This window comes from uncultured Stenotrophomonas sp., from assembly GCF_913778665.1.
Lineage (GTDB): Bacteria > Pseudomonadota > Gammaproteobacteria > Xanthomonadales > Xanthomonadaceae > Stenotrophomonas.
In genome coordinates, this window is sequence record NZ_CAJYVQ010000001.1 from 23,545 (window position 1) to 47,299 (window position 23,755).

The 23,755-nt window shown below is 66.9% G+C and carries 27 protein-coding genes; 11 read left to right on the top strand and 16 right to left on the bottom strand.

Annotated features, from left to right (window positions below; all coding sequences use genetic code 11):
• Nucleotides 1–25: 25 nt before the first annotated feature.
• Genes QZ853_RS00145 through QZ853_RS00160 form a run of 4 tightly spaced genes read right to left on the bottom strand, consistent with a single transcriptional unit; the run spans nt 26 to nt 3,226 of the window.
• Complete coding sequence (locus tag QZ853_RS00145) at nt 26–394, bottom strand: YfeK family protein (protein WP_295569949.1); 369 nt, start codon at nt 392–394, stop codon at nt 26–28.
• Nucleotides 395–427: 33 nt separating this feature from the next.
• Entirely contained in the window at nt 428–1,495 is a 1,068-nt protein-coding gene (phaC, locus tag QZ853_RS00150; RefSeq protein ID WP_295569728.1) for a class III poly(R)-hydroxyalkanoic acid synthase subunit PhaC, read from the bottom strand.
• A complete protein-coding gene (gene phaE, locus QZ853_RS00155) occupies nt 1,492–2,589 on the bottom strand; it encodes a class III poly(R)-hydroxyalkanoic acid synthase subunit PhaE (protein ID WP_295569729.1) in 1,098 nt (365 codons plus the stop codon). Before phaE ends, phaC begins: the two co-directional genes overlap by 4 nt.
• Nucleotides 2,590–2,611: 22 nt before the next feature.
• The gene (locus tag QZ853_RS00160; RefSeq protein WP_295569731.1) at nt 2,612–3,226 is read right to left on the bottom strand and encodes a CDP-alcohol phosphatidyltransferase family protein; all 615 of its coding nucleotides are present in this window, start codon (nt 3,224–3,226) and stop codon (nt 2,612–2,614) included.
• A 350-nt stretch (nt 3,227–3,576) separates the two neighbouring features.
• Here QZ853_RS00160 and QZ853_RS00165 point away from each other — a divergent pair, with 350 nt between their 5' ends.
• Nucleotides 3,577–4,221, top strand: coding sequence for a class I SAM-dependent methyltransferase (locus QZ853_RS00165; RefSeq protein WP_295569747.1), 645 nt, complete (start codon nt 3,577–3,579; stop codon nt 4,219–4,221).
• Nucleotides 4,222–4,252: 31 nt separating this feature from the next.
• On the opposite strand, the gene QZ853_RS00170 is transcribed toward QZ853_RS00165, so the two are convergent.
• The 5 genes from QZ853_RS00170 to QZ853_RS00190 form a co-directional block, all read right to left on the bottom strand.
• Nucleotides 4,253–5,620: an MATE family efflux transporter gene (locus tag QZ853_RS00170; RefSeq protein ID WP_295569749.1), complete on the bottom strand. Its 1,368-nt coding sequence runs from the start codon at nt 5,618–5,620 to the stop codon at nt 4,253–4,255.
• Nucleotides 5,621–5,753: 133 nt separating this feature from the next.
• A complete protein-coding gene (locus QZ853_RS00175) occupies nt 5,754–6,380 on the bottom strand; it encodes a DUF2239 family protein (protein ID WP_295569751.1) in 627 nt (208 codons plus the stop codon).
• Between the two features lie 124 nt (nt 6,381–6,504).
• A complete protein-coding gene (locus QZ853_RS00180) occupies nt 6,505–6,993 on the bottom strand; it encodes an 8-oxo-dGTP diphosphatase (protein ID WP_295569753.1) in 489 nt (162 codons plus the stop codon).
• Nucleotides 6,994–7,035: 42 nt separating this feature from the next.
• A complete protein-coding gene (locus QZ853_RS00185) occupies nt 7,036–7,545 on the bottom strand; it encodes a DUF1249 domain-containing protein (protein ID WP_295569755.1) in 510 nt (169 codons plus the stop codon).
• Between the two features lie 115 nt (nt 7,546–7,660).
• Complete coding sequence (locus QZ853_RS00190; RefSeq protein WP_295569757.1) at nt 7,661–8,482, bottom strand: pyruvate, water dikinase regulatory protein; 822 nt, start codon at nt 8,480–8,482, stop codon at nt 7,661–7,663.
• Between the two features lie 144 nt (nt 8,483–8,626).
• Between QZ853_RS00190 and ppsA the strand changes: the two genes are divergently transcribed.
• Together ppsA and QZ853_RS00200 are read left to right on the top strand one after the other, a co-directional pair.
• Complete coding sequence (ppsA, locus tag QZ853_RS00195; protein WP_295569758.1) at nt 8,627–11,005, top strand: phosphoenolpyruvate synthase; 2,379 nt, start codon at nt 8,627–8,629, stop codon at nt 11,003–11,005.
• Between the two features lie 137 nt (nt 11,006–11,142).
• Entirely contained in the window at nt 11,143–12,039 is an 897-nt protein-coding gene (locus tag QZ853_RS00200; protein WP_295569760.1) for a mechanosensitive ion channel domain-containing protein, read from the top strand.
• A gap of 83 nt (nt 12,040–12,122) precedes the next feature.
• Here QZ853_RS00200 and QZ853_RS00205 read toward each other — a convergent pair whose 3' ends face one another.
• The 5 genes from QZ853_RS00205 to QZ853_RS00225 all read right to left on the bottom strand — a co-directional run bounded on the left by QZ853_RS00205 (nt 12,123) and on the right by QZ853_RS00225 (nt 16,044).
• Nucleotides 12,123–13,238, bottom strand: coding sequence for an alkene reductase (locus QZ853_RS00205; protein ID WP_295569762.1), 1,116 nt, complete (start codon nt 13,236–13,238; stop codon nt 12,123–12,125).
• A gap of 156 nt (nt 13,239–13,394) precedes the next feature.
• Entirely contained in the window at nt 13,395–14,267 is an 873-nt protein-coding gene (locus tag QZ853_RS00210) for an EcsC family protein (RefSeq protein WP_295569764.1), read from the bottom strand.
• Nucleotides 14,268–14,437: 170 nt separating this feature from the next.
• Nucleotides 14,438–15,010 carry an oligoribonuclease gene (gene orn / locus QZ853_RS00215; RefSeq protein ID WP_295569766.1) on the bottom strand — a complete coding sequence of 191 codons (573 nt, stop codon included), beginning with the start codon at nt 15,008–15,010 and terminating at the stop codon, nt 14,438–14,440.
• A gap of 74 nt (nt 15,011–15,084) precedes the next feature.
• Nucleotides 15,085–15,609: a tRNA adenosine(34) deaminase TadA gene (gene tadA, locus QZ853_RS00220; protein ID WP_295569768.1), complete on the bottom strand. Its 525-nt coding sequence runs from the start codon at nt 15,607–15,609 to the stop codon at nt 15,085–15,087.
• Nucleotides 15,610–15,684: 75 nt separating this feature from the next.
• Nucleotides 15,685–16,044: a helix-turn-helix domain-containing protein gene (locus QZ853_RS00225; RefSeq protein ID WP_295569770.1), complete on the bottom strand. Its 360-nt coding sequence runs from the start codon at nt 16,042–16,044 to the stop codon at nt 15,685–15,687.
• Nucleotides 16,045–16,122: 78 nt separating this feature from the next.
• Here QZ853_RS00225 and QZ853_RS00230 point away from each other — a divergent pair, with 78 nt between their 5' ends.
• Nucleotides 16,123–16,890, top strand: a complete 768-nt coding sequence (locus QZ853_RS00230; RefSeq protein ID WP_295569772.1) for an NAD(P)H-dependent oxidoreductase — start codon at nt 16,123–16,125, stop codon at nt 16,888–16,890.
• 66 nt (nt 16,891–16,956) lie between these two features.
• Entirely contained in the window at nt 16,957–17,394 is a 438-nt protein-coding gene (locus QZ853_RS00235; RefSeq protein ID WP_295569774.1) for an acetyltransferase, read from the top strand.
• Nucleotides 17,395–17,404: 10 nt separating this feature from the next.
• Here QZ853_RS00235 and QZ853_RS00240 read toward each other — a convergent pair whose 3' ends face one another.
• Together QZ853_RS00240 and QZ853_RS00245 are read right to left on the bottom strand one after the other, a co-directional pair.
• A complete protein-coding gene (locus QZ853_RS00240; RefSeq protein WP_295569776.1) occupies nt 17,405–17,911 on the bottom strand; it encodes an N-acetyltransferase in 507 nt (168 codons plus the stop codon).
• A 73-nt stretch (nt 17,912–17,984) separates the two neighbouring features.
• Nucleotides 17,985–18,242: a YjhX family toxin gene (locus tag QZ853_RS00245; RefSeq protein WP_295569778.1), complete on the bottom strand. Its 258-nt coding sequence runs from the start codon at nt 18,240–18,242 to the stop codon at nt 17,985–17,987.
• A 262-nt stretch (nt 18,243–18,504) separates the two neighbouring features.
• Here QZ853_RS00245 and QZ853_RS00250 point away from each other — a divergent pair, with 262 nt between their 5' ends.
• From QZ853_RS00250 to QZ853_RS00275, 6 genes are all read left to right on the top strand, one after another.
• Complete coding sequence (locus tag QZ853_RS00250; protein ID WP_295569779.1) at nt 18,505–19,164, top strand: HD domain-containing protein; 660 nt, start codon at nt 18,505–18,507, stop codon at nt 19,162–19,164.
• A 125-nt stretch (nt 19,165–19,289) separates the two neighbouring features.
• Nucleotides 19,290–20,501, top strand: a complete 1,212-nt coding sequence (locus tag QZ853_RS00255; protein ID WP_295569781.1) for an MFS transporter — start codon at nt 19,290–19,292, stop codon at nt 20,499–20,501.
• 156 nt (nt 20,502–20,657) lie between these two features.
• Nucleotides 20,658–21,134: a hypothetical protein gene (locus tag QZ853_RS00260; protein WP_295569783.1), complete on the top strand. Its 477-nt coding sequence runs from the start codon at nt 20,658–20,660 to the stop codon at nt 21,132–21,134.
• 105 nt (nt 21,135–21,239) lie between these two features.
• Entirely contained in the window at nt 21,240–21,509 is a 270-nt protein-coding gene (locus tag QZ853_RS00265; protein ID WP_295569784.1) for a hypothetical protein, read from the top strand.
• A gap of 139 nt (nt 21,510–21,648) precedes the next feature.
• Nucleotides 21,649–21,897 carry a hypothetical protein gene (locus tag QZ853_RS00270; protein WP_049458780.1) on the top strand — a complete coding sequence of 83 codons (249 nt, stop codon included), beginning with the start codon at nt 21,649–21,651 and terminating at the stop codon, nt 21,895–21,897.
• An 89-nt stretch (nt 21,898–21,986) separates the two neighbouring features.
• Complete coding sequence (locus QZ853_RS00275) at nt 21,987–23,690, top strand: PAS domain-containing sensor histidine kinase (protein ID WP_295569787.1); 1,704 nt, start codon at nt 21,987–21,989, stop codon at nt 23,688–23,690.
• Nucleotides 23,691–23,755: the final 65 nt, after the last annotated feature.

Consider the following 23,755-nt stretch of genomic DNA (forward strand, 5'->3'; position numbering starts at 1 on the left):
GCCCGACTTTACACTCCGGCCGTGTCTACGGCGTGCGTTGGCGTAACGCCTGCAGGTGGGCGCCGAACCAAGCGGCTGCGGTCTGCTCAGGCTGTCCGGGACACTGAATCCGGTAGGGCTTGCCGCTCATGCTGCTCTGGCTGGCGGCGCGCTCGATGAACTGCTCGGCACTGTTTACCTGATTCTTCTTCAGCAGGTAGTCGTACTTGCGCTGCAGGTGCGCACGCGCATCACCGCCGTCGTACCAGCTGCCATTGCGCTGGAACCGGCACTGCGAACCCTCGAGGCTGCCGATCAGCTGCGCGATCTCGCGCTGCGCCTGCGGGCCCGGGGCGGCGTAGGTGAGTGGCGCGGCGAGCAGTGCGGCCAGGATCAACGGAATACGGTACGTCATCATCCCCCCAAGGTAGTGGAGCATGGCTCGACCTTACAGATCGCGGGCCTTCAGCCAACCATCGATGGTGGCCGGTACTTCACGCTGCGCGCGGCCGGACACATAAATGCCGATGTGGCCGCCACGGAAACTGGACTCGGTATAGTCGTTCGTGCCCAATCGCCCGCGCATCGCCCGCGAAGCATCCGGCGGCACCAGGTGGTCCTGCTCGGCGTAGATGTTCAGCACCGGCAGGGTCACCTGCGACAGATCCACCGCCTCCTCGCCGATCCGCACCGTGCCCTTCATCAGCCCGTTGCCCTGGTAGAACTGCTTGATGAAGTCACGGAACGCCTCGCCCGCCAGGTCCGGCGAATCGAAGATCCACTTCTCCATGCGCAGGAAATCCTCCAGCGCCGCCTTGTCATCGAGGATGTCGAGCAGCCCGACGTACTTCTGCACGTTGAGGCGGAACGGCTTGAGCATCAGGTAGCTGGCATTCATCAGGTCGGCCGGGATGTTGCCCAGCGTATCCACCAGCAGGTCCACATCCACCTGGCGCGCCCAGTGCGAGAGCATGTTGTCGGCGGTCTGGAAATCGACCGGGGTGACCATGGTGATCAGCGTGCCCAGCTTGTGACGCCGCAGCGCGGCATAGCACAGCGCGAACACCCCGCCCTGGCAGATGCCGAGCAGGTCCACCGGCCCGCCACTGCGCGCCCGCAACGCATCCACCGCGCCATCGATGTAGCGCAGCAGGTAATCCTCCAGGGTCTGGAAGCGCTCGGAGCGGTCCGGATAGCCCCAGTCCAGCACGTAGACGTCCTGGCCAAGCGCCAGCAGCTTCTGCACCAGCGAGCGATCGGCCTGCAGGTCCACCATGTACGGCCGGTTGACCAGCGCGTAGACGATCAGCAGCGGCGTGCGCCGCGTCGGCGCCTGCTCGCCGACAAAGCGGTACAGCACCACCTTGCCGTCGCGCCAGACTTCCTCGCGGGCGGTAACGCCATAGTCGACGTCTTCCACCTGCGGCAGCAGCTTCAGCCCTTCCAACAGCTTGCGCTGCATGGCCAGGGTTTCCTGCATCAGGTCATCGGCGTTGAAGCCCAGCGGCCCTTTCATCGCGCGCGGGCCCGCGAGGTGCTGCGCGGCGCCGCCTTCGACGCCGCTGCCGGCTTGCTGGCCGGAGCCTTCCGTACCGCCGTCTTCTTCGCCGCGGGCGGGGTCGCCGGCGCGGCCTTTTTCGCAGGCTTGCGCGTGGCCGGTTTTACCTTCGCGGGTGCTGGCTGTGCCACCGGATCCACGGCAGCGGTGCCGGCCAGTACCGCCACCTGCGCCTGCAGGCGACGCAGGCTGCGTTCCAGCTCGGCGATGCGGCGGTGTGCAGCGTCCATCTCGCTGCGGGTCGGCAGGCCGATGCGTTCGCTGATCTGTTCAATCTCGCGCTGCACGCCCGCGCGCAGGCGCATCTGCGCATTGCCCAGCGCGGCGTACACCTGCTGGAACGGCTCGGACATGGCGACCTTGGCGTAGGCCTCTTCGGCCACTTCGATCCACAGATCGAACATCGCGCGGGCGCTGGTCAGCTGGCTGCCGGGCTGTTCGTGCTGGGCCAGGCGCTGTTCGAACAGTGAGAAGGCCTCATCCAGCGCCTGTCGGATCTGCTCGACGTAGGCCCGCGAATGCTGCTGGTATTCCTCCTGCGCACGCAGCAGTGCCTGCCAGCGCGCCTGGTGCTCGCGACCAGGCCCGAACGCCGGGCTCTGCAGCCACGGGCCGGCCTGCACCTGGAACTGCTGCAGCCACGCCGCGAACTCGGGCACCGCAGCGCCTGCCTGGGTACTGCCACGTGCGCCCTGCAGCATCCATTGCAACATGCCATCGCCCTGCCTCTGCACCGCCTCACGCCAGGCCTGGGCGACCTCCGCACTGCTGGCGTCGCGACCGGCAAAGCGCGCGGCCACTTCCTGCATCGTGCCGTACCAGCTGCCGGCCTGTTGACGGAAGCGCCGCAAGGCGTCTTCCGGCGCGCCCTGCCCCTGTTCGGGCAACAGCTGGCCCCACCAGTCGAACAGGCGCTGCCAGCTGCCGGGGTCATCGCCAGCCGGCGCGCCCGGTGCAGCCGCATGGCGCAGGGCATCGCCCCACGCTCCGAAGTACTGCCGGGACAGGTTTTCGAAATCGCTGCTGCCGGCATCGTGGGCCGAGCTGGTCATCGCAGGCCTCCGCAGGGCTGGCTCATGGCTTGGGAATACGCAGGGTCTTGCTGATCATCAGCGAACCGGACAGGGCGAACAACAGCACCATCGGGTGCAGCTGCCACGGCCCGACCTGCCACTGGCCGAACCACAGGTTCTGGCCGATCGCGTCGGTGCCGGCGGCAATCGCCAGCACGATCACCAGCAGCAGGCTGGTCGGGATCGGCGTACCCTCGAAATACGCCACCTTGCCCTCGTCGCCGGCCAGCGCCTCGGCAGTGACGTTGTAGCGTGCCAGGCGGCTGACGCCGCAGCAGACGAAGTAGCTCAGCACCAGCCAGTCCCAGCCGCCCTGCATGCCGCAGGCATAGGCCAGTGCCGCCGGGGCCACGCCGAAGGAGATCACGTCCGACAGCGAATCCAGCTCACGACCCAGGGTGGAACTGGACTTGCGCCAGCGTGCGATGCGGCCGTCGAGGGCGTCGAAGATGAAGGCCAACGGGATCAGCGCCATGCCGAACAGCAGATAGCCGCGCTCGCCATCCTGCAGGAAGCGCATTGCGGCGAAGACCGCACCGGTGCCGCAGAACGCGTTGGCCAGGGTGAACCAGTCGGCCAGCTGGAATTCGCGCAGCATCGAGAAGTGACGTTTCATGGAGTCTCACGGAGCATCAAGGCCCACAGATTACCGCGAGCGCCGCCGTGGGTGACAGCGCCCAGCGGGGCGATTCTTCACCACTCGCTCACTTGTCTTCGCCATCGGTGAATTTTTCGCCACCCATCTTGACAGCCTAGGGGGATGGCGCCTGTCGCGGCTTATCCACAAAGTTGCCCACGCGTAATCCACACCCCCTGTGGACAACCAGATCTCACCGACTGCGACGCTGGACATTTCCTCATCACCCGACAGCGGGGTTTCCCTACTTCCCAAGCTGCGATGCGGGCGTTATGTTCATCGGCGGACCCGCCGCCGCCACGTCCGAATCTCATCGATGGACGACGACGATGCTGGATGCTTCCACCCTGGCCGCACAGCTGCGGCAGCCCCATGGCGATGCCGCGCTGGCGGTCGCCGAGTCGATGAACCGCAGCAACCGCGCCCTGAACCTGGCCGCGATCGGTCTGCTGGCGGTCACGGCCGGCGAACGCATCCTGGAGATCGGCCCCGGCAATGCGGCCTTCACTCCCCAGCTGCTGCAGGTGCCAGGCAGCCAGTATCTGGGCATTGAACTGTCCGCCGCCATGGTCGAGGCCGGCAACCAGCGCTTGGCACGGGCCGGCCTGGGTGAGCGGGCGGCGATGCGGCTGGGCGATGCCCATGCGCTGCCGCTGGACGAGGCCTGCATGGATGCCGCACTCGCGGTCAACACGCTCTATTTCTGGCCCAACCTGGCCCCGGTGCTGGACGAGCTGGCACGCGTGCTGCGCCGCGGAGGCCGGCTGTGCCTGGCATTCGGCGATGCCGCCTTCATGCGCAGCCTGCCGTTTGCCGCCGATTTCCAGCTGCATCGGCTGGATGCGGTGGAGCTGGCCCTACGCGTATCGGGATTCAACGTCTCGGCCTGGCGCAGCCATCGCGAAACCGCCGCCGGCAACGACGGGCAGACGCGGGAAAAGCATTTCCACCTGCTGCTGGCGCATCGGCGCTGAACCTGGCCGGTTGCTCCGGCCGGGTCGGCGGTCAGGCCGCTGCCGGCAACCGGCTGCGCCACTTGGCGAAACACATCATCTGCAACAGGAGCATCGCTACCAGTCCCAGCGGCCACGCCCACCACAGGCCGGTCAGCCCGTGCCGCGCCTGCAGCCACATCGCCAACGGCAGCTCCAGCAGCAGCACCGCTGCCATGCCCAGCAGCGCCGGCAACAACACGGTCCCGCTGCCGCGCATCACGCCGACCAGCACCGTGGTGCCGCCCATCGCCAGCACACCCCACACCACCGTGCGCAGCTGCGCTGCGGCCAGTTCACGCACCTCCGGCGTCGCCAGGATCAGCCCGGTCAGCCACGGCGCCAGCGCCAGCACCAGCAGCACCACGACCATCAGCATCGCCAGACCCAGCATCACGCCGGTGCGGGCAATGGCGGGCAATCGTGCCGCACGCCCTGCCCCCGTCGCATGCGCGGCGAGGATGGTGGCGGTGATGCCCAGCGACATGGCCGGCAGCTGCACCCAGCTCATCAGCTGGTTGACCGCACCGTAGGCCGCCGTGGCGGTGTAGCCATAGCGGTTTATCCAGCCCAGCAACACGATCTCGGCAATGGCCAGGCTGAGCATCTGCAGCGAGGACGGCACGCCGATGCGCAGCATCGAACGAATGATCGCGCCATCGATACGAATGGCCGTCAGCAGCTCATGGCCCGGTGCCAGCGGATGGCCCAGGCGATGCCAGCGCCACAGCAACCAGAGCAACGCCAGCAGCGAAGCAAATGCCGCCGACACTGCGGCACTGGCCGCGCCCAGCTGCGGCAGACCGCCCCAACCGAGGATCAGCAGCGGCGTGCACAGCAGGCCAAGCACGGTCGCCAGCAGCAGTGCGTGCAGCGGCGTCTTTGCGTCACCCACCGCGCGGCTCACGGCCGTCGCCAGCCACAACAGGAAGAACGCCGGCGCACTCAGCAGCAACACCCGCGCATAGACGATGGCCTCGCCGAGGACCGGCGCCGGCGTCCCCAGCGCCGTCAGCATCTGCGGCGCGAACACGCCGCCGACGCCCGTCACCAGCAACGATAACAGCAGGGCAAGCGCCACGGCACTGCCGGCCACCGCGCGCGCCCGCTGCGGTTGGCCGGCGCCCCAAGCCTGGCCGATCAGCACCATTGCGCCCGTCGCCAGGCCCATCACCAGCGCCATCAGCAGGAAGAACACCGGGAAGAACGCAGCAGCGGCAGCCACCGCCTGCGTGCCAAGCAGATGGCCGAGGTAGACGTTGTCCAGCGTGCCGGCGGCCAGCTGCAGTGCGTTGGTCATCAGCATGGGCAGCAGCAGGGCCAGGTAGGTGCGCGACAGCGGCGGCGCGACTGGAGGTGTCGCTTGTGCGGAAAGGCTCATGGGGTTTCTCTGGGCAAGGCGCTGCCCTGCCCGGCGTTTCCGCCAGCAAAGCAAGCACGTGGGAAGCGGGCAGTCGCCCGCGATCAAGCGGCGCCGTCGTTCATCCACGGCGCCCTGGGTCGGTCGTCAGTACTTAAACAGGCGGGGTATCGAAGGCCAGCCGCAGGGCGTGATCGCGCACGTCGCCGGGCCAGCTGTGCAACGCCGCTTCCAGGCCCGCGCGGTCATGCGCGAACAGGAGGCGGATGGCTTCCTCGAAGCCGGGCAGATCACCCGCAATGGCCTGCAGGAAATGATAGGCACGCTCGGTATCGCGGCGCTGCCGGTCCTTGTCGGCACCCGCACGGCTGGCCGCTTCCACCAGCCTGCGCAGGACCACGGAGGCCCCACCCGGCTGTTCAGCCAGCCACGCCCAATGGCGCGGCAACAACGTCACTTCGCGCGCAACCACACCCAGCTTCGGGCGACCGCGGCCACGTGACGCTGACGGTGCATCTTCGGTGCCATCGGCGTGGGTTTCACCCTCCGTTCGCAGCGGCGCCGGAAACGCTTCGGAGACCCGCGAAAGCAGTTCCGCGTCGCTGCCCCGCGTATCGAAATCGCGAGTACGGCCGGTGACATTGTCAAACAGCAGCAACGGACCTGCGGCGTTGTCGGCGCGCAGCCGCTTGAGCGCCAGCGCCACGGTTTCCGGCGTGCCGGAAACGATCAGGCGATGGCCGTCGAAACAGCTGAAGGGGGGCAGTCGGGACGCGGGCATGGCACTGGCATCGGAGGCGATGCGCAAATATTGCCCGGGTAATTTTCGCTCGTCAATATGACCCGGGTATTAATCTGCCATAAGAGCGTGCCATCCCAGGTGGGCTCTCACCCGATTCGTCGGATCACAGGCGGCTGTAGGACCAACTCACCATTCGGCCGTCCTTGTACGGCATCACGCCATGGAACGGGCGCGGGTCGGCGTCGAACACCAGCGGCAGGAAGTTGCGGTCGCCCTCCCACATCGGCAGCGTGTCCAGCTTGTCCAGGTCCACCCACTCCAGCGTGCCTTCGTGGTTGCCACCGTGAGGGGTGCCTTCGAAGGTATCGATGACGAACACGAAGCCCAGCCAGTCCTCGCCGTGCTTGCCGAAGCCCGGCCAGCTGAGGGTGCCGCGCAGGCGCATGCCGGTGCAGTCGATGCCGGCCTCTTCCTGGATCTCGCGACGCATGCTGGCGGCCACGTCCTCGTCCGCCTCGATCTTGCCGCCCAGCCCGTTGTACTTGCCCAGGTGATGGTCGCCGGGGCGGGTGTTGCGGTGGATCATCAGCACCTGTCGGCGATCGGGCGAAAGCACATAGCCCAGGGTGGCGACGATCGGGGTATAGGGCATGGGGCAGCATCCAGCGGCAGGTCAGCCGTGGATTATCGCCGATCAGCGCACGAGCGACAGGCGGCGTTCGGCAGGCGCGCCGGCACCATCAGGGTCGCGGCGCAGGGTGGCGACGCCGTGGCCGCGCTCGGCAAGGTATTCCAGCCACTTGCCCAGGAAGGTGTTCATCCGCATGCGGTGGCTGATCAGCTCGGCCGGCGGCGGATACAGGCCCATGGTGTCCTGCCAGCGACGGCCGACGTAGCAATGGGTCGTCTCGGCCTGGCGAGCGTCACGGTAAAGGCGCACGTAGGCCGAGGGGTCGGGCTCGCCGGTGACCGGGTCCGCAATGTCGTAGGTGAGGCGCAGTTCCACCGTGTAGCGGTGGCATTCGATCACGTCCAGGCGCACGTCCAGGCCGTCGCCGATCGAGGAAATGTAGCTGCCCGCCACCAGTCCGGCCGGTTCGAACAGGCGCACCAGATGGCGGTAATTCTCCGCGTACAGGCCCATGAGCCAGCTCAGCCGGCTCAGGCGGGGAATGCGTTCGGTACGGGGCAAGGCTCGGGCCATGGGTCGATCCTACACGTTGGTGCTTCAACGTGGGGGCGGTTCCGGCCACAGCCAACCCGTGGGCCGCCGTCACCGCGGTATCGCCGGGCCATGCCCGACGGACGTGGCGCGCGCCTCAATACAGCTCGCGCTGCAGCCCCAGCGTGGCCAGCACTTTGCTGGAGATCTCCTCGATCGAGGTATGGGTGGTGCTCAGGGTCGGGATGCGCTCCATCTGGAACATCACCTCGGCTGCGGCCACCTCGCGCTTGCAGGTATCCAGGTTGGCGTAGCGCGAGTTCGGGCGGCGTTCCTGGCGGATCTGCTGCAGGCGGTCCGGATCGATGGTCAGGCCAAACAGCTTGCGCCGGTAGTTGCGCAGGCGCGGCGGCAGGCGGTCGCTTTCCAGGTCTTCGTCGGTCAACGGGTAATTGGCTGCGCGCACCCCGTAATGCAGGGCCAGGTAGATGCAGGTCGGCGTCTTGCCGGCGCGTGACACCGCCACCAGGATCACGTCGGCGTCGTCGTAGTTCACGGCGATGCCGTCGTCGTGGGTCAAGGCGAAGTTCATCGCGTTGATGCGGCGGTGGTAGGTGTCGAAATCGACCATGCCGTGGGCCTGGCCGACCCGGGCCAGGCGCGGGCTGGCCAGTTCACGCTCCAGCGGCTCGATGAACGGCGCAAACACATCCAGCATCAGCGCGCCACTGTCGGCCAGGATCAGGCTCAGGCTCTGGTCCACGCAGGAGTTCACCACGATCGGCCGGACCTGGTAGCGCTCCCCCGCCGCCTGGATGCGGACGCAGGCTTCACGTGCTTTTTCGGGGTCGTCGACAAACGACATGCGATCGGTAATGAAGCTGAACCCGGAGAACTGGGTCAGCAGGCTATGCCCAATGGTTTCAGCGGTGATACCGGTTCCATCGGAAACGTAGAACACCGGACGGATGGTCGACATGCGCGCTTTTACCCCCTACGAAGCCTAAAAGGGCCGCCAGCACAAGCTTGTGCCGACAGCGGTCTGCCCGGCATCATATCGGCTTCTTCCTACGGACGCGGCCATTCAGCCCGCCTCGGGCGATGGCCAAACGGAGCATCGCGCTTGAACGAGAACATCCTGTGGTTGCACGAACTGCGTCTGGCCGATCTGGCCCGCGTAGGCGGCAAGAATTCGTCGCTGGGCGAGATGATCGGCAACCTGGCCGGTCTGGGCGTTTCGGTGCCGGGCGGTTATGCCACCACCGCTGAAGCCTTCAAGGACTTCATCGCGCACAACGATCTGTCCAAGCGCATCTTCGACAGGCTGGCCACGCTGGACGTCGAGGACGTCAACGCGCTGACCGCCGCCGGCAAGGAAATCCGCGGCTGGGTCATCGATGCCCCGCTGCAGCCGCAGCTGGACCAGGACATCCGCACTGCCTACGCCAAGCTGAGCGCCGACAACGGCGGTGGCGACGTGGCCGTTGCCGTGCGTTCCTCGGCCACCGCCGAGGATCTGCCCGATGCCTCCTTCGCCGGCCAGCAGGAAACTTTCCTCAACGTCACCGGTGCCGACGATGTCGTGCACAAGGTCAAGGAAGTGTTCGCCTCGCTGTACAACGACCGCGCCATCGCCTACCGCGTGCACCACGGCTTCAAGCATGAGGACGTGTTCCTGTCGGCCGGCGTGCAGCTGATGGTGCGTTCGGGCGTTGGTTCTTCCGGCGTGCTGTTCACCCTGGACACCGAGTCCGGCTTCCGCGACGTGGTGTTCGTCACCTCCTCGTTCGGCCTGGGCGAGATGGTCGTGCAGGGTGCGGTCAACCCGGACGAGTATTACGTCTACAAGCCCACCCTGCAGGCCGGCAAGCCGGCGATCCTGCGCCGCTCGCTCGGCAGCAAGGCGATCCGCATGGTGTACTCGGATGTCCCCGGCGAGCGCGTCCGTGTCGAAGACACGCCGGTCGAACTGCGCAACACCTTCTCCATCAGCGACGAGGACGTGCAGGAACTGGCCAAGCAGGCGCTGGTCATCGAAAAGCACTACGGCCGCCCGATGGACATCGAGTGGGCCAAGGACGGTGTCAGCGGCAAGCTGTTCATCGTGCAGGCGCGCCCGGAAACGGTGAAGTCGCGCAGCCACGCCACCCAGATCGAGCGCTTCGCGCTGACCGAAAAGGGTGGCAAGGTGCTGGCCGAAGGCCGCGCTGTCGGTGCCAAGATCGGCTCGGGCGTGGCCCGCGTGGTGAAGACGCTGGACGACATGAACCGCGTGCAGCCGGGCGACGTGCTGATCGCCGACATGACCGACCCGGACTGGGAACCGGTGATGAAGCGCGCTTCTGCCATCGTCACCAACCGCGGTGGCCGCACCTGCCACGCCGCGATCATCGCGCGCGAGCTGGGCGTGCCGGCCGTGGTCGGTTCGGGCAACGCCACCAAGGTCATCGAAGATGGCCAGCTGGTCACCGTCAGCTGCGCTGAAGGCGATACCGGCTTCATCTACGAAGGCAAGCTCGGCTTCGAGCGCACCACCACCGATCTGGGCAACATGCCGCCGGCACCGCTGAAGATCATGATGAACGTGGCCAACCCGGAACGTGCCTTCGACTTCGGCCAGCTGCCGAACGCGGGCATCGGCCTGGCCCGCCTGGAAATGATCATCGCCAGCCACATCGGCATCCACCCGAACGCGCTGCTGGAATACGACCGCCAGGACGCGGCGACCAAGAAGAAGATCGACGAGAAGATCGCCGGCTACGGTGATCCGGTCAGCTTCTACGTCGATCGTCTGGCCGAAGGCATCGCCACCCTCACCGCCTCGGTCGCACCGAATGCGGTGATCGTGCGCCTGTCGGACTTCAAGTCCAACGAGTACGCCAACCTGATCGGCGGCAGCAACTACGAGCCGCACGAAGAGAACCCGATGATCGGCTTCCGCGGCGCCAGCCGTTACGTCGACCCGAGCTTCTCGGCCGCCTTCGCGCTGGAGTGCAAGGCCGTGCTGCGCGTGCGCAACGAAATGGGCCTGGACAACCTGTGGGTCATGATTCCGTTCGTGCGCACGCTGGAAGAAGGCCGCAAGGTTATCGAGGTACTGGAACAGAACGGCCTGAAGCAGGGCGAGAACGGCCTGAAGATCATCATGATGTGCGAAGTGCCGTCCAATGCACTGCTCGCCGATGAGTTCCTGGAGATCTTCGACGGCTTCTCGATCGGCTCCAACGACCTGACCCAGCTGAGCCTGGGCCTGGACCGCGATTCGTCGATCGTCGCCCACCTGTTCGACGAACGTAACCCGGCGGTGAAGAAGCTGCTGTCGATGGCGATCAAGTCGGCACGTGCCAAGGGCAAGTACGTCGGCATCTGCGGCCAGGGCCCGTCCGACCATCCGGATCTGGCCGAGTGGCTGATGCAGGAAGGCATCGAGTCGGTGTCGCTGAACCCGGACACCGTGGTCGATACCTGGCTGCGACTGGCCAAGCTGAAGGCCAACGGCTGATGCACTGAAGGGCGCAGGCTGACGTCGTGTTCATCGGCGTCAGCCCATACTGCCGCTGTACGCAAGCCCCGCCTCTGCGGGGCTTCGTGTTTCGGGCGTCCATGGACGCCCTGCCCCTTCGCACAAAGGACGTCCGCATGATCGCCGCAGCAGCACCCGCCGCTCCCGCCACAACGCCCTGGTTCCACTCACTGGACTGGGAGCGCCTGCTGGAAACCTATGGCTTGCCGTTGCTGGCCGCGATCGTCGTACTGCTGATCGGTCTGTGGATCGCTCGCCGCATTTCCAACGCAATGCCGCGTGCCACCTCGCGCATGGGCGTGGATCCGATGCTGGGCAGTTTCCTGCGCAACGTGGTGTACGCGGCGGCGCTGGTGATCGTGGTGGTGCTGGCGATCGCCACGCTCGGCGTGCCGATCTCGCCGCTGCTGGCCGTGCTCGGCACCGCCGGTCTGGCCGTGGGCCTTGCGCTGAAGGATTCGCTGTCCAATATCGCTTCGGGCGTGATGCTGGTGACGCTACGTCCGTTCCGCGTCGGCGACGTGGTCACCATCGCCGGGCAGACAGGCACCGTGCGCGAAGTGCGCATCTTCCAGACCGTGCTTACCGGTGCCGACAACCAGCACACCACCCTTCCGAACACGCTGATCACGGCCGCGCCGATCATCAACCTGACCGCCGAACCGACCCGCCGCGTCGAGCTGGTGATCGGCATCGGCTACGAAGACAACATCCAACTGGCACGCGACACCGCACTGGCGCTGATGAAGGCCGACCCGCGCGTGCTGCAGACGCCGGCACCGGACGTGGTGGTGTACGAACTGGGCGCACACGCGATCAACCTCGGCATCCGCTGCTACGTGAAGTCTGCCGACTGGTTTGGCACCAAGGTCACGCTGCTGGAGCAGCTGAAGCTGGGCTATGACAAGGCCGGCATCAACATCCCGTACCCGCAGCAGGACATGCACCTGTACCTGCACGGCAAGGATGGCGGCGTGGTCGAGGCCGAGGCGCTGGTGCGCGACAAGCCCTGATCCATCCTGGTAGTGCCGACCAACGGTCGGCACCTACCCACCGGCATCGGCAGCGCCGGGCCATGCCCGGCGGATGTTCGGCATCAGGCCTCGACAACCTCTTCCAGCGCCGGGTAATCGGTGAAACCCTCGGCACCACCACCGAAAAATGTGGCGCGATCCGGCGGATTCAGTTCTGCCCCCGTGCGCAGGCGCTCAGGCAGATCCGGGTTGGCGATGAACGGCCGCCCGAACCCGATCAGGTCGGCCCAGCCCTCCACCAGTGCCTGCTCCGCGCGCTCGGCGGTGTACTTGCCGGCGTAGATCAGCGTGCCCGGGTAGACCATGCGCAGTGCCTGCTTGAACGCCACCGGCATCAACGGCGCATCCTCCCAATCGGCTTCGGCGATGTGCAGGTAGCCCACACCCAGCTCACCCAGCAGGTGCGCCGCGGCCAGATAGGTCGCCTGCGGCGTATCGTCCACCGCGCCCTGCAGCGTGGTCAGCGGCGCCAGACGCACGCCGACGCGGCCGCCGCCCACCACCGACACCACCGCCTGCACCACCTCGCGCAGGAAACGCAGGCGGTTCTGCAGCGAACCACCATAGCCGTCGGTGCGCTGGTTGGCCTGCGAGTCGATGAACTGGTTGATCAGGTAGCCATTGGCACCGTGCAGCTCTACGCCATCGAAACCTGCCTCGAGCGCATTGCGCGCGGCCTGCGCGTAATCGGCGACGATGCCCGGAATCTCGTCTTCGCGCAGCGCACGCGGCATCGAATGCTGGATCATCTCGCCGACGCCGGCTTCGGGCCCCGCACCGGTCGGATCAACGAATACCTTCACGCCTTCGGCCAGCAATGCCGAGGACGACACCGGCGCTGCACCGCCCGGCTGCAGGGCCACATGCGAGACGCGGCCGACGTGCCACAGCTGGGCGTAGATGCGGCCACCGGCGGCATGCACCGCATCGGTCACCTGCCGCCAGCCCTGCACCTGTTCCGGGCTGTGGATGCCCGGCGTCCAGGCGTAGCCCTGGCCCTGCGCACTGATCTGGGTGCCTTCGCTGACGATCAGCCCGGCGCTGGCACGCTGCGCGTAGTAGGCGGCCATGTCCGCGGTGGCGACGTTGCCGTCGGCGGCGCGCGAGCGGGTCATCGGCGGCATCACGATGCGGTTGGGCAGCGTCAGCGCGCCCAGGCGGTGAGGGGTGAACATCATGGCGGCAATCTCTTGCGGGGGGAGTGCCGCAAAGGATGGGGATGCCGGCTGCCAGGCAACAGGCACGCACTGGCAAAACAATTGTTCCCTGAAGGCAAGGATGGGCTCCAGGATCAGATCCGTTTGCACAGCAAATGGATCTGACCCCAACACCGGTTACAGCGCGGGCTCGATCTTCATCGCGCCATGCGCCACCCGGTCATAGCAGGTGCGCACCACGTCTTCGCCGTACTTCAGCTCCAGCCGGCGCACGATGAAGTGGCCGCGCGCCATGTCCTGGTAGTAATCGGTGAACATGGTGTTGAGCGTTGCACCGGCGGCGGCGCCGACGATCGGCACCGCCTGCGCGGCGAACTTCTCGGTGACCACCACGCCGAAGCGCGCCGCCACTTTTTCCACCATCTTCGCCAGCAGCTTGCCGGCTTCCTTCGGTGCCACGCCCAGGGTCAGGTCGCGGCCGGTCACCACGCGCCCAGCCAGTTCGGCCGACAGGTGCCGCATCACATCGGTGGTGAAACCACGGGCCAGGTAATAGCCCGTCTCACTGGCGTCATCGCGCGGCGAGTTGCCGCCCAGCGCGAACACCTCCAGGCAGGCCTGGCGGGTGCTGAACTCGGCCAGGTCGAAGCCCTCGCTACGCGCCACGTCGGCCACCGCGCGCATCATGATGGTGGTCGACACCGGCAGCTCGATGAACAGCGCGGCAAAGCCGAAGGCGCCGCCAACGGCGCCCGACGTTGCGGCGGCCACCTTGTGCCAGCGGGTGGAGGCGCCCTTGCCGGGGGTGTTGTCCATGCTCCACAGCGCCGCCTGCGCCGACTTGGACAGCGCCACCTGCACGGCGCCATGGATGCGGCCGGAGACTGCCTTGGGCAGCGCCTTCACCGCGAATTCCAGCGGCGTACCGACCAGATTGGCCATGCGCGCGGTCAGCGTCGGCGCTTCCAGCAGGGTCACCGCACGCTGCAGGTCGGACCAGTCGCGGGCGTCGTGGGCAATATCGCGGGGAAGCAGGATCGGCTCGTTCATGGCGCCGATCTTAGCGCCAGGAAGTTGAACGGTTCGTCGCGGGGCACGGCAGCGAGGTCAGAGCCCTGTCCGCCGGCAAGGAATCCCACCCCGGCCCATTGCCGGCCAGCGGCCGGCCCCACCCCGCCCAGCCTCATCCGCCAGCGCCGGGCCGCGCCCGGCGTTGTTGCTCAGGCAATGGGCAGGCCCGACAGCGCGCCCATGAACTGGCGGTAGTGGCGCAGTTCGGCGATCGAGTCATGCACATCGCTCAGCGCGGTGTGGTTGCTGTTCTTGCCGACGCCCGCGGCCACGCTCGGCGACCAGCGCTTGGCCAGCTCCTTCACCGTGGACACGTCCAGGTTGCGGTAATGGAAGTACTTCTCCAGCCGCGGCATCTGGCGGTGCAGGAAACGGCGGTCCTGGCAGATCGAGTTGCCGCACATCGGCGACAGGCCGGCCGGAATCCACTGGGCGAGGAAGTTCACCGTCTGCGCCTCGGCCTGGCCAAGGGTGGTGGTGCTGTCCACCACGCGCTGCCACAGGCCCGAGCGACGGTGCTGGTTGCGGTTCCACTCGTCCATCGCTTCCAGCGTTTCCAGCCGGTGGTGGATGGCAAACTCCGGGCCTTCGGCCAGCACGTTGAGCTGCGCATCGGTGACCACGGTGGCGATCTCGATGATCGAGTCGTTGTCGGTATCCAACCCGGTCATTTCCAGGTCGATCCAGATCAGTCGCTCGTTGGCCGCGCCGTTGTCCGCCATGTGTCGCCTCGTTGCTGGGCAGGCACGCGGCCTACCGGTTGGGAAAAGAGGCGCCCATCATACCCGTTCGCCGTTCAGCCCTCGCCGGCGTGGTCTTCCAGCAGCAACGGCGCCTTGCCACGCTTGGCGCGGAAGTAGTTGGTCAGGCGCATGCCGGCTTCCTTGGCCAGCACGCCGCCGTGGATCTCCACCCGGTGGTTGTGGCGCGCATCGCCGAGCAGGTCGAATACACTGCCACAGGCACCGGTCTTGGGATCGCTGGCGCCATACACCAGGCGCGAGATGCGCGCATGCACGATGGCCATCGCACACATCGCGCACGGCTCCAGGGTCACATAGAGGGTGCTGCCGAGCAGGCGATGGTTGCCCAGCTGCTTGCCGCCGGCACGCATCGCCACGATCTCGGCATGTGCACTGGGATCGTGCGAGGCGATGTTGAGGTTCCAGCCCTCGCCCAGCACCTGGCCATCGGCAGCGACCAGCACCGCACCGACCGGGATCTCGTCGAACTCGCGCTGCGCGCGCTCGGCCAGCGCCAGCGCGTGGCGCATCCAGTGCTCATCGACGTCATGCACCGGTACACCCAGGACATCGGTCATGGCGGTTCTCGCGTATCAACAGGGCCAGGATGGCCGCCGGGGCCGCATTGTACGCCCCCGCCCGTGCAGGCGTCGCTAACGCGCGTCGAAGCGCGCGCGGGCGGCGTCCAGCGTTGGGAAGTTGTGCTCGGCTAAGCGATCCAGGGCGGACAGCGTGTCGACCAGGCCGCGCGCGGTCTCGGTCAGACGGTACTCCACGTGCAGCGGCTTGCTGCCCCGGTCGCAGCGCTCGACCAGGCCATTGCGCTCCAGTTGCCGAAGGGTCTGGGTCAGCACCTTCTGCGAGATACCTTCGATCTTCCGCAGCAACGCGCCGTTGCGCATCGGACCCAGGGCCAAAGCAGGCAACAGCAGCATCACCCACTTGCCGGAAATCAGCGCCAACGCATCGCGCGCCGAGCCGCCGGCGGCATAGACATCGCCAGGAAAGGCCATGGTTACCTCAAGGTGCGTAATTGCCGGAGCACTCCGGCATCGCGAGGATGGCCGCACACTCCACGGACACTTCGCCCCATGCGCGCCCTGATCCCGCTGGTCCATCCCGAACCACGCTCGTTCAACGCCCATCTGGCCGCGCAGGCCGCCCAGCAGATGCGGCACGACGGACTCCCGGTGCAGATGATCAATCTGCATGCCAACGGCTTCGATCCGCTTGAAGCGCCCCATCACCCTCCGCGGCGCCCGCGGCCGGACCGGTTCGATGCGCAGCGCGAACAGCGTCACAGCGCCGAGCAGGGCCAGCTGCCGATCGATGTGCAGCGCCACCTGCATCTGCTGCAGACCACGGATCTGCTGATCCTGCAGTTCCCGCTGTGGTGGTTCGCGGCACCGGCGATCCTCAAGGGTTGGCTGGACCGCGTACTGGTCTACGGGCCGGTCTACAACAGCCGGCAACGTCACGAACACGGCGTGATGCGCGGCAAACGTGCCCTGTTGAGCGTCACCACCGGCGCCTCGGCACGGGCGTGCGCGGTCGATGGCCGCGAAGGCGATACCCGTCTGTTGCTGTGGCCATTGATGTACAGCCTGCGCTACATCGGCTTCGAGGTGATGGAACCGCATCTTGTACACGCCGTGCGTTCCGGTCCGGCACCAGAGCGCGCGCAGGCACACGATGCGGCGCTGGCGGCAGCCACTGATGATTATCGGAAACGACTGGCACACTGGCGACAGTGGCCAATCGTGCCGTTCAACGACAGCGAGGACGTCGAGGACGGCGTCGCCCTGCGCGCGGAGGCGACCGCTTACAGTCCCTTCATCCGCCACCGCGATGCCGGATGAATCCACGCCTGCGCTGGGTCGGGATGCTTCATACTAGGTATTCCCTGCAAGCACCTTGGTGAGCCCATGACCACCCTGCGCCCCTCGCGCACCGACGACGGCGCGGCCCTCGTCGACCTCTGGCGCCGCGCTGTCGACGCCACCCACGACTTCCTCAGCATTGACGACCGCCAGGCCATCGATGCCGAAGTGGCCAGCTTCCTGCCACACGCGCCCTTGATCGTCGCCGTCGATGCCCAGGACAACCCGCAAGGCTTCATGCTGATCGATGGCACGCACATGGAAGCGCTGTTCATCGACCCGGACGTGCGTGGCACCGGCATCGGCCGCCAACTGCTGCTGCACGCATTGGCGCTGCATCCGCAGTTGAGCACCGACGTCAATGCGCAGAATGCGCAGGCCGTGGGGTTCTACCTGCGCATGGGTTTCGTCGAAACCGGCCGCTCAGCACGGGATTCGCAGGGCCGTCCGTATCCGCTGATCCACCTTCGGCACGCGGGCTGAGCGCCTCCGGTCAGGCGGTCGCGCCGAACGCCGGGGAATAGCGCACCTCTCCCTGCGCCCACGGCGGTTGCAGGCACAGCGCCTGGAAATACCCGGCAGGCACGCCCGGCAGCACCAGCCCCGGTTCGGCACGGAAGCCGAAACGACTGTAGTAGCCCGGCTCGCCCAGCAGCACGCAGCCACGGGCGTCCTGCTGGCGCAGCGTGTTGATGGCCGCGCGCATCAACGCAGCACCGATGCCCTGCCCCTGCCGGTCTGGCAGCACCGAGATCGGGCCCAGGCCAAACCAGCCGGTGCTGCCATCGGAAACCGTCACCGGCGACACCGCGACGTGGCCGAGCAACCGCCCGTTGTCCACGGCCAGCAGCGAGATCGGCAGCTCACCGCGCGCGCGCAGTGCGTCGACGATGAACTGTTCGGTGTGGCTGCTGTGCTCGGCCGTGGCGAAGGCCGCTGCCGTCAGCTCATGGATGCCGGCGATATCGGCCGGGGTTTCAGCGCGGATGATGAAATTCACAAGGCACCTCGTTCAGTGCGACGTACCCGGCCAGCGGGTCTGGAGAATGGGGAATGGGTCCATACGACGTGCATCATCGATTGTCCAGCTGCGGGCGCACCGCGACCAGGCCGGCGCGGTTGATCCGGTAGGGACGACCGTCATGCGAACTGATCAGGAGCTTGTTCTTCAGCTTCTTGAAGACGGCCAGCGTGCAATCGCTCAGCAACAGGCCTTCACGGCTGAAGCATTCAACGCTGCGGACGCGGCCTGAGCCATCACGACTGAATGCAATGCAGCCGCCCTGGGCGAGGACGTGCAACGTCCTCTGCTCCGCTCGGGAGATATTCATGGAGGTGATCCTGCGTAATCGGAAATGCGGACGACACGGGCTGCCAACGGCACCCGGCCAACGGAACACGCATTCGATAACCACACCCGGCAGACACACGGGCAGGGTTATCCGATGACGACAATCTCCAACATGAAAGACCACACTCGGTAAGCGCCCGCGTACTGCGGGCCCGCGCACGTTACCCAGCCCCCTGCGCCGGGTCAACCTCGGCGCCACGGCGATTGGGTGATAATTTGTCTTTCATCTGCAGGAGGCGACGATGGACTGGGTGGCTCAGGCACGCGCATTGGCCAGCGAGGCCCATGCCGGGCAGCAGGACAAGGCAGGACATCCCTATATCGAACATGTAGCGCGCGTGGCAGCGGCAATCCGTGACGACGACATGGCCAAGGCCGCAGCCTGGCTGCATGATGTGGTCGAGGACTGCCCGCAGCATGCGGCGCAGGTACTGGCCTTTCCGGCACCGATCCGCGACACCGTGAGCCTGCTCAGCCGGCACAGCGCCGCGGATGCCAATCAGTACTACGCACGCATCCGCCAGCACCCACTGGCCCTCAAGGTGAAGCTGGCCGACATCGCCGACAACGCCCATCCGCGCCGGCTGCTGCAGCTGGCCCCTTCGGTGGCCGACCGCCTGCGCGGAAAGTACACCGCCGCTCTGGCCGCGCTCGGAGGTCGCATCCAGCCGACCGCCGCCGCCGATCCGGCGCCTTCGCGGCTGCTGCAGCTGATGGACGCGGCACAGACGTTGACGGCGCTGGCAGACGAAGCCAACGTGAGCGCCCGCAACGGCCAGGATGCACCGCACCCACGCCGGGCGGCACTGCTCAAGGTGCGCGACATCGTGCTGGCCGAACTGGAGGCACAGATGACACCGCAGACCTTCGTCATCTGGAGCGACATGTACGTGCAGTCCTGAGTGGGGCCGCGTCGACGCGCGCACCACCGGCCAAACGCTGATTCTTGGCAACGGGCGCTGATCGCTGCTGCGGTGCAGCAGTACAATGGGTGGCTCTCCCGCCCCATCGCGCCCCCCCCCCCCGCATGAGCCCCAACTCTTCCCTGGCTGCGCGGCTGACGCCCCGTCAGCGCACCCTGATCATCCTCGCCCTGTCGCTGGGCGGCTTCGCCATCGGCACCAGCGAGTTCGCCAGCATGGGCCTGATGCTGGAGATCAGCCGTGGCCTGTCGATCTCCGAAACCCAGGTCGGCCACCTGATCAGCGCCTATGCCATTGGCGTCGTGGTCGGCGCGCCCATCCTGGCCTTCGTCGGCGCCGGCTTCCCGCGCCGCAGGCTGCTGCTGGCGCTGATGGGGTTCTATGCCGTCGGCAACCTCGCCAGCGCGCTGGCGCCGAACTACGCCACCATGCTGCTGGCACGCTTCGTCGCCGGCCTGCCGCATGGCGCCTACTTCGGCGTGGCGATGCTGGTGGCCGCAGCGATCAGCCCCGCCGGCCAGCGCGGCCAGGCGATGTCGCGCGTGCTGCTCGGCCTGTCGATTGCGATCCTGGTCGGCAATCCGCTGACCACCTGGCTGGGCCAGCAGCTGAGCTGGCGCACCGCCTTTGCCCTGGTCAGCCTGCTGGCGATCGCCACGGTGGCGATGATCGCCCGCTTCCTGCTGCCCGATCCGGACGAGGTGCGTACCTCACCGATGCGCGAACTGCGCGCCTTCAACACTACCCAGGTATGGCTCGCGCTGGCAATCGGCGCGGTGGGCTTCGCCGGCATGTTCTGCGTGTTCACCTACCTGGCGCCGACCCTGGTGCAGGTCACCGGCGTGGCCGAATCGTGGATGCCACTGGCGGTGGGCGTGTTCGGCATCGGCGCGATCATCGGCAACATCGCCGGCGGTTGGCTGGTAGACAAGTTCCACTTCAAGGCCGCCGCGATAGTGCTGCTGTGGTCGATCGTGATGCTGCTTCTGTATCCGCTGGCCGCGCAGTCGGTGTGGACCATTGGCCCGATGATCATCACCGTCGGCACCATGGGCGCGCTGGCGGCGGTGCTGCAGACCCGCCTGATGGATGTGGCCGGTGAAGCGCAGACCCTCGCGGCCGCCTCCAACCACGCCGCGTTCAATACCGCCAATGCGCTGGGCCCGTGGCTGGGCGGCATGGCGATCAGCGCCGGCTTCAGCCCGGCCAGCACCGGCTACGTTGGCGCCGCCACGGCCGTCGGCGGCCTGCTGTTGTGGGGCGTAGCGGTGATGCTGGACAGGAACCGCAAGCACGCCGCCACCGGCAGCCGCTGAGCATCGCGACGGGTCGTCTCCGCGCCGTCACCTGCCCGGTGACGGTGCGGGGACCGGCAGGTGCCGCGCGCAGGCTTCTCATCCTCGCGGTGATGGCCCACCATCTGCATGTTGCCGGCAACCCGCCGCCGATCTCAGCATGCAGAAGGAGTCGACGTGGCAGCAGGACCGACCCGGAACCGTGAGAAGCTGCTCGATGACCTGCTTTCGCTGGGCCGCAACTGGGCCCTGGCGATCGCCATCGCCGGTGCCGGCGCCGCAGTCCACTACAGCGAATCGGTTTACGAGGCAGGCCTCTGGCGCGGGCTGCTGCCCACGCTCTGCTTCCTGATCGCGATCGTCTGGATCGTGCTCAGCATCATCCGCTTCGACCTGACCATCCAGCAGCACTTCGAGCGCACGCTGTCGCGCTGGCTCAGCCGCCTGTTGTACGTGGTGTTGCTCGGCATCGGCATCACCGCCGTGTTCTTCGTCACCGAACTGGCGTCCAACAACCACATCGCACGCATGTGCGACTCGGTGGTCGACGAGCCGGCCAGCCGCATCCACCGGTCCGCCGAATGCCAGCGCCTGTACCAGCACCGCGCCGCCTATCGGCAACGGCTGGAATCGTCCGAGGGCGAGTTCGACTGAGCAGGCCGCCATCTGCGGCCTGCTGCTGCAATGAACACATTGCGTGGATGTTCCTTTCGGCACAGTGCGACCGACGCCGCGCTGTCGGCCCGCACCGGAACCGCCATGCTTCCCCACTCCCGCCCCGCCCGCCACGACGCCATTGCCCTGCAGGCGGGCGTGCTCGGCAGCGTGCTGGGGCTGGGGTTGTTCAAGGCCATCGCCCTGTCAGCGCTGGCGAGCGGCTCGCTGCTGGTGATCGGCGTTTGGCTGCTGGCCTGCGCCCTGCTGGCGGCGTGGGCCTTGGCGGCGTGCCTGGCCTGCCTGGCGCTGAGCCGGCGTGTGTTCGTGCTGATGCTGGTGCTGTGCAGCCTGCTGCTGATCTGCGTCGCATGATGCGGCGAGTCGCCCATCGCGGCCACCAGGGCGCAGCGTCGCAATAGCCGCGTCCGCTTGACCCGCCGCATGCACGGAGCTGACCGCGCCATCACCGCCGTTGAGCAACGATGCGCCATGTGCCCCTGCCGAGATGTCCATGCCTGACTCGATCCATCCCGTCATCCGCGCCTTTGAGGCGGTGTTCAACCTGTCTGGTGGAGTGGAGCGCATTACTGCGCTGACCATTACCTGCCGGCACTGCGCGGAAACCACCTCGGCCAGCGAACACAGCCTGCTGCAGCTGCCGGGCGGCGCCCTGTTCCGTTGCGAACGCTGCGGTTGCCACCAGCAGGTCAGCCACGCACGGGTGGCCGATTGGCAGCTCCCCACACTGTTGGGTGTATGAGCATGTAATGTCCGGATGCCGCGCGTGCCTGTGCAGGACGTGCTGACATGCACTCGGCTATGCTGCCGCACCTTTCCGCGTCGACGGCCATGCATCCCTTTCCCCTCTCTGTCTCCACGCCCGACCAGCTGGCCTACCGGCTGCTGCAGGACAGCGATTGGGCCCGTTCCGCCGCCGCCGCGAGTGCTCCCCCCGAACTGCGCACCCTGCTGGCGATGATCCTCGACTCTCCCGAGCCGCTGTGGATCGCGTGGGGCCGTGAAGAAAAGGCGTTCTTCTTCAACGATGCCTATCTGCCGATGCTGGGTGACAAGGTGCACGGCGCGATGGGCAACCGCTTGCAGACCGTCTGGGCCGACGTCTGGCAGGATGTGGCGCCGGCCATTGATGATGCGTTCGCCGGCACCCATCGCAGCTTCAACAACCTGCCGCTGATGATGGACCGCGACGGTACGCTGCGGGAAACGTTCTGGACGTTCTCCTATTCGCCGCTGCGCATGGGCAGCGGCGCGGTGGCCGGCATCTTCTGCGTGGTCAGTGAACAGACCGAGCGGGTGATCGAGCGCGACATGCACAGCCGCCAGGTTGCCGCCATCACCGAACAGGCACGCGAAGCGCACCTGGAGCTGGTACGCGCACGCGAGCAACTGCGGCAGTCGCAGAAGCTGGAGGCCATCGGCCAGCTCACCGGCGGCGTCGCCCACGACTTCAACAACCTGCTGCAGGTCATCACCGGTTCGGTGGACATGCTGCTGCATACCTGGCCTGGCGACGATCCGCGCCTGCGTTACGTCCAGGCCATCGGCAGCGCCTCGGACCGGGCGACCCGGCTCACCGCGCAGCTGCTGGCATTCTCGCGCCGCCAGAGCCTGTCGCCGGAGGTCTTTGATCTCTGCGAGAGCGTGCAGGCTCTGTCCGACATCATCGGCACCGTGCTCGGTGCGCGCATCACGATGTCGGTGAACCTGCCCGGCACGCCGTTGCCAGTGCTGCTGGACCGCACTCAGCTGGACACCGCGCTGATCAACATCGCGGTCAATGCACGCGATGCGATCGATGGCCAGGGCACCGTGACGATCGATGTCGAACAGGTCACCGCGGTTCCATCGATCCGCTTCGCCGCACCGATGAAGGGCGCGTTCGCCGCCATCAGCGTGACCGACAGCGGCGCAGGCATCGATCCGGCGATCGTCGATCGCATTTTCGAACCCTTCTTCACCACCAAGGGCGTGGGCGCCGGCACCGGCCTTGGGCTCAGCCAGGTGTTCGGCTTCGTCAAGCAATCGGAAGGCGAAGTGGATGTGAAGAGCGAAGCGGGTGTCGGCACGCGCTTCACGCTCTACCTTCCGTTGGCACACGCCGGCGCCAGCATCGTCCGTGCGCAGCCGCAGCCGGGCCTGGTCCACGGTCATGGGCTGTGCGTGCTGGTGGTGGAAGACAACGTCGATGTGGCCGAGTTCGCGGTCGGTGCACTGCGCGAACTCGACTACAACGTGGTGCTGGCACGCAACGCGGACGAAGCGCTGGCGGCGCTGGAACAGGATGCTGCGCGCTTCCACGTGATGTTCAGCGACGTGGTCATGCCCGGTACCAACGGGCTGGAGCTGGCGCGCAACGTCCGCAGCCAGTTCCCGGATCTGCCGATCATCCTCACCAGCGGCTACAGCGAACTGCTGGCACGCGACCCGGGGCATGGCTTCACCCTGCTGCGCAAACCCTATTCGCTCAAGCAGCTGGCCGCGGTGATGACCGAGGCGGGGCGACAACGTTCGCCGATGCCGGTACGGGTGTAGGGTTCCTGCGCGGAGCAACCGGCGACTATCGCGCACCTGTTACATCATAACAAGTGCGCTTGGGT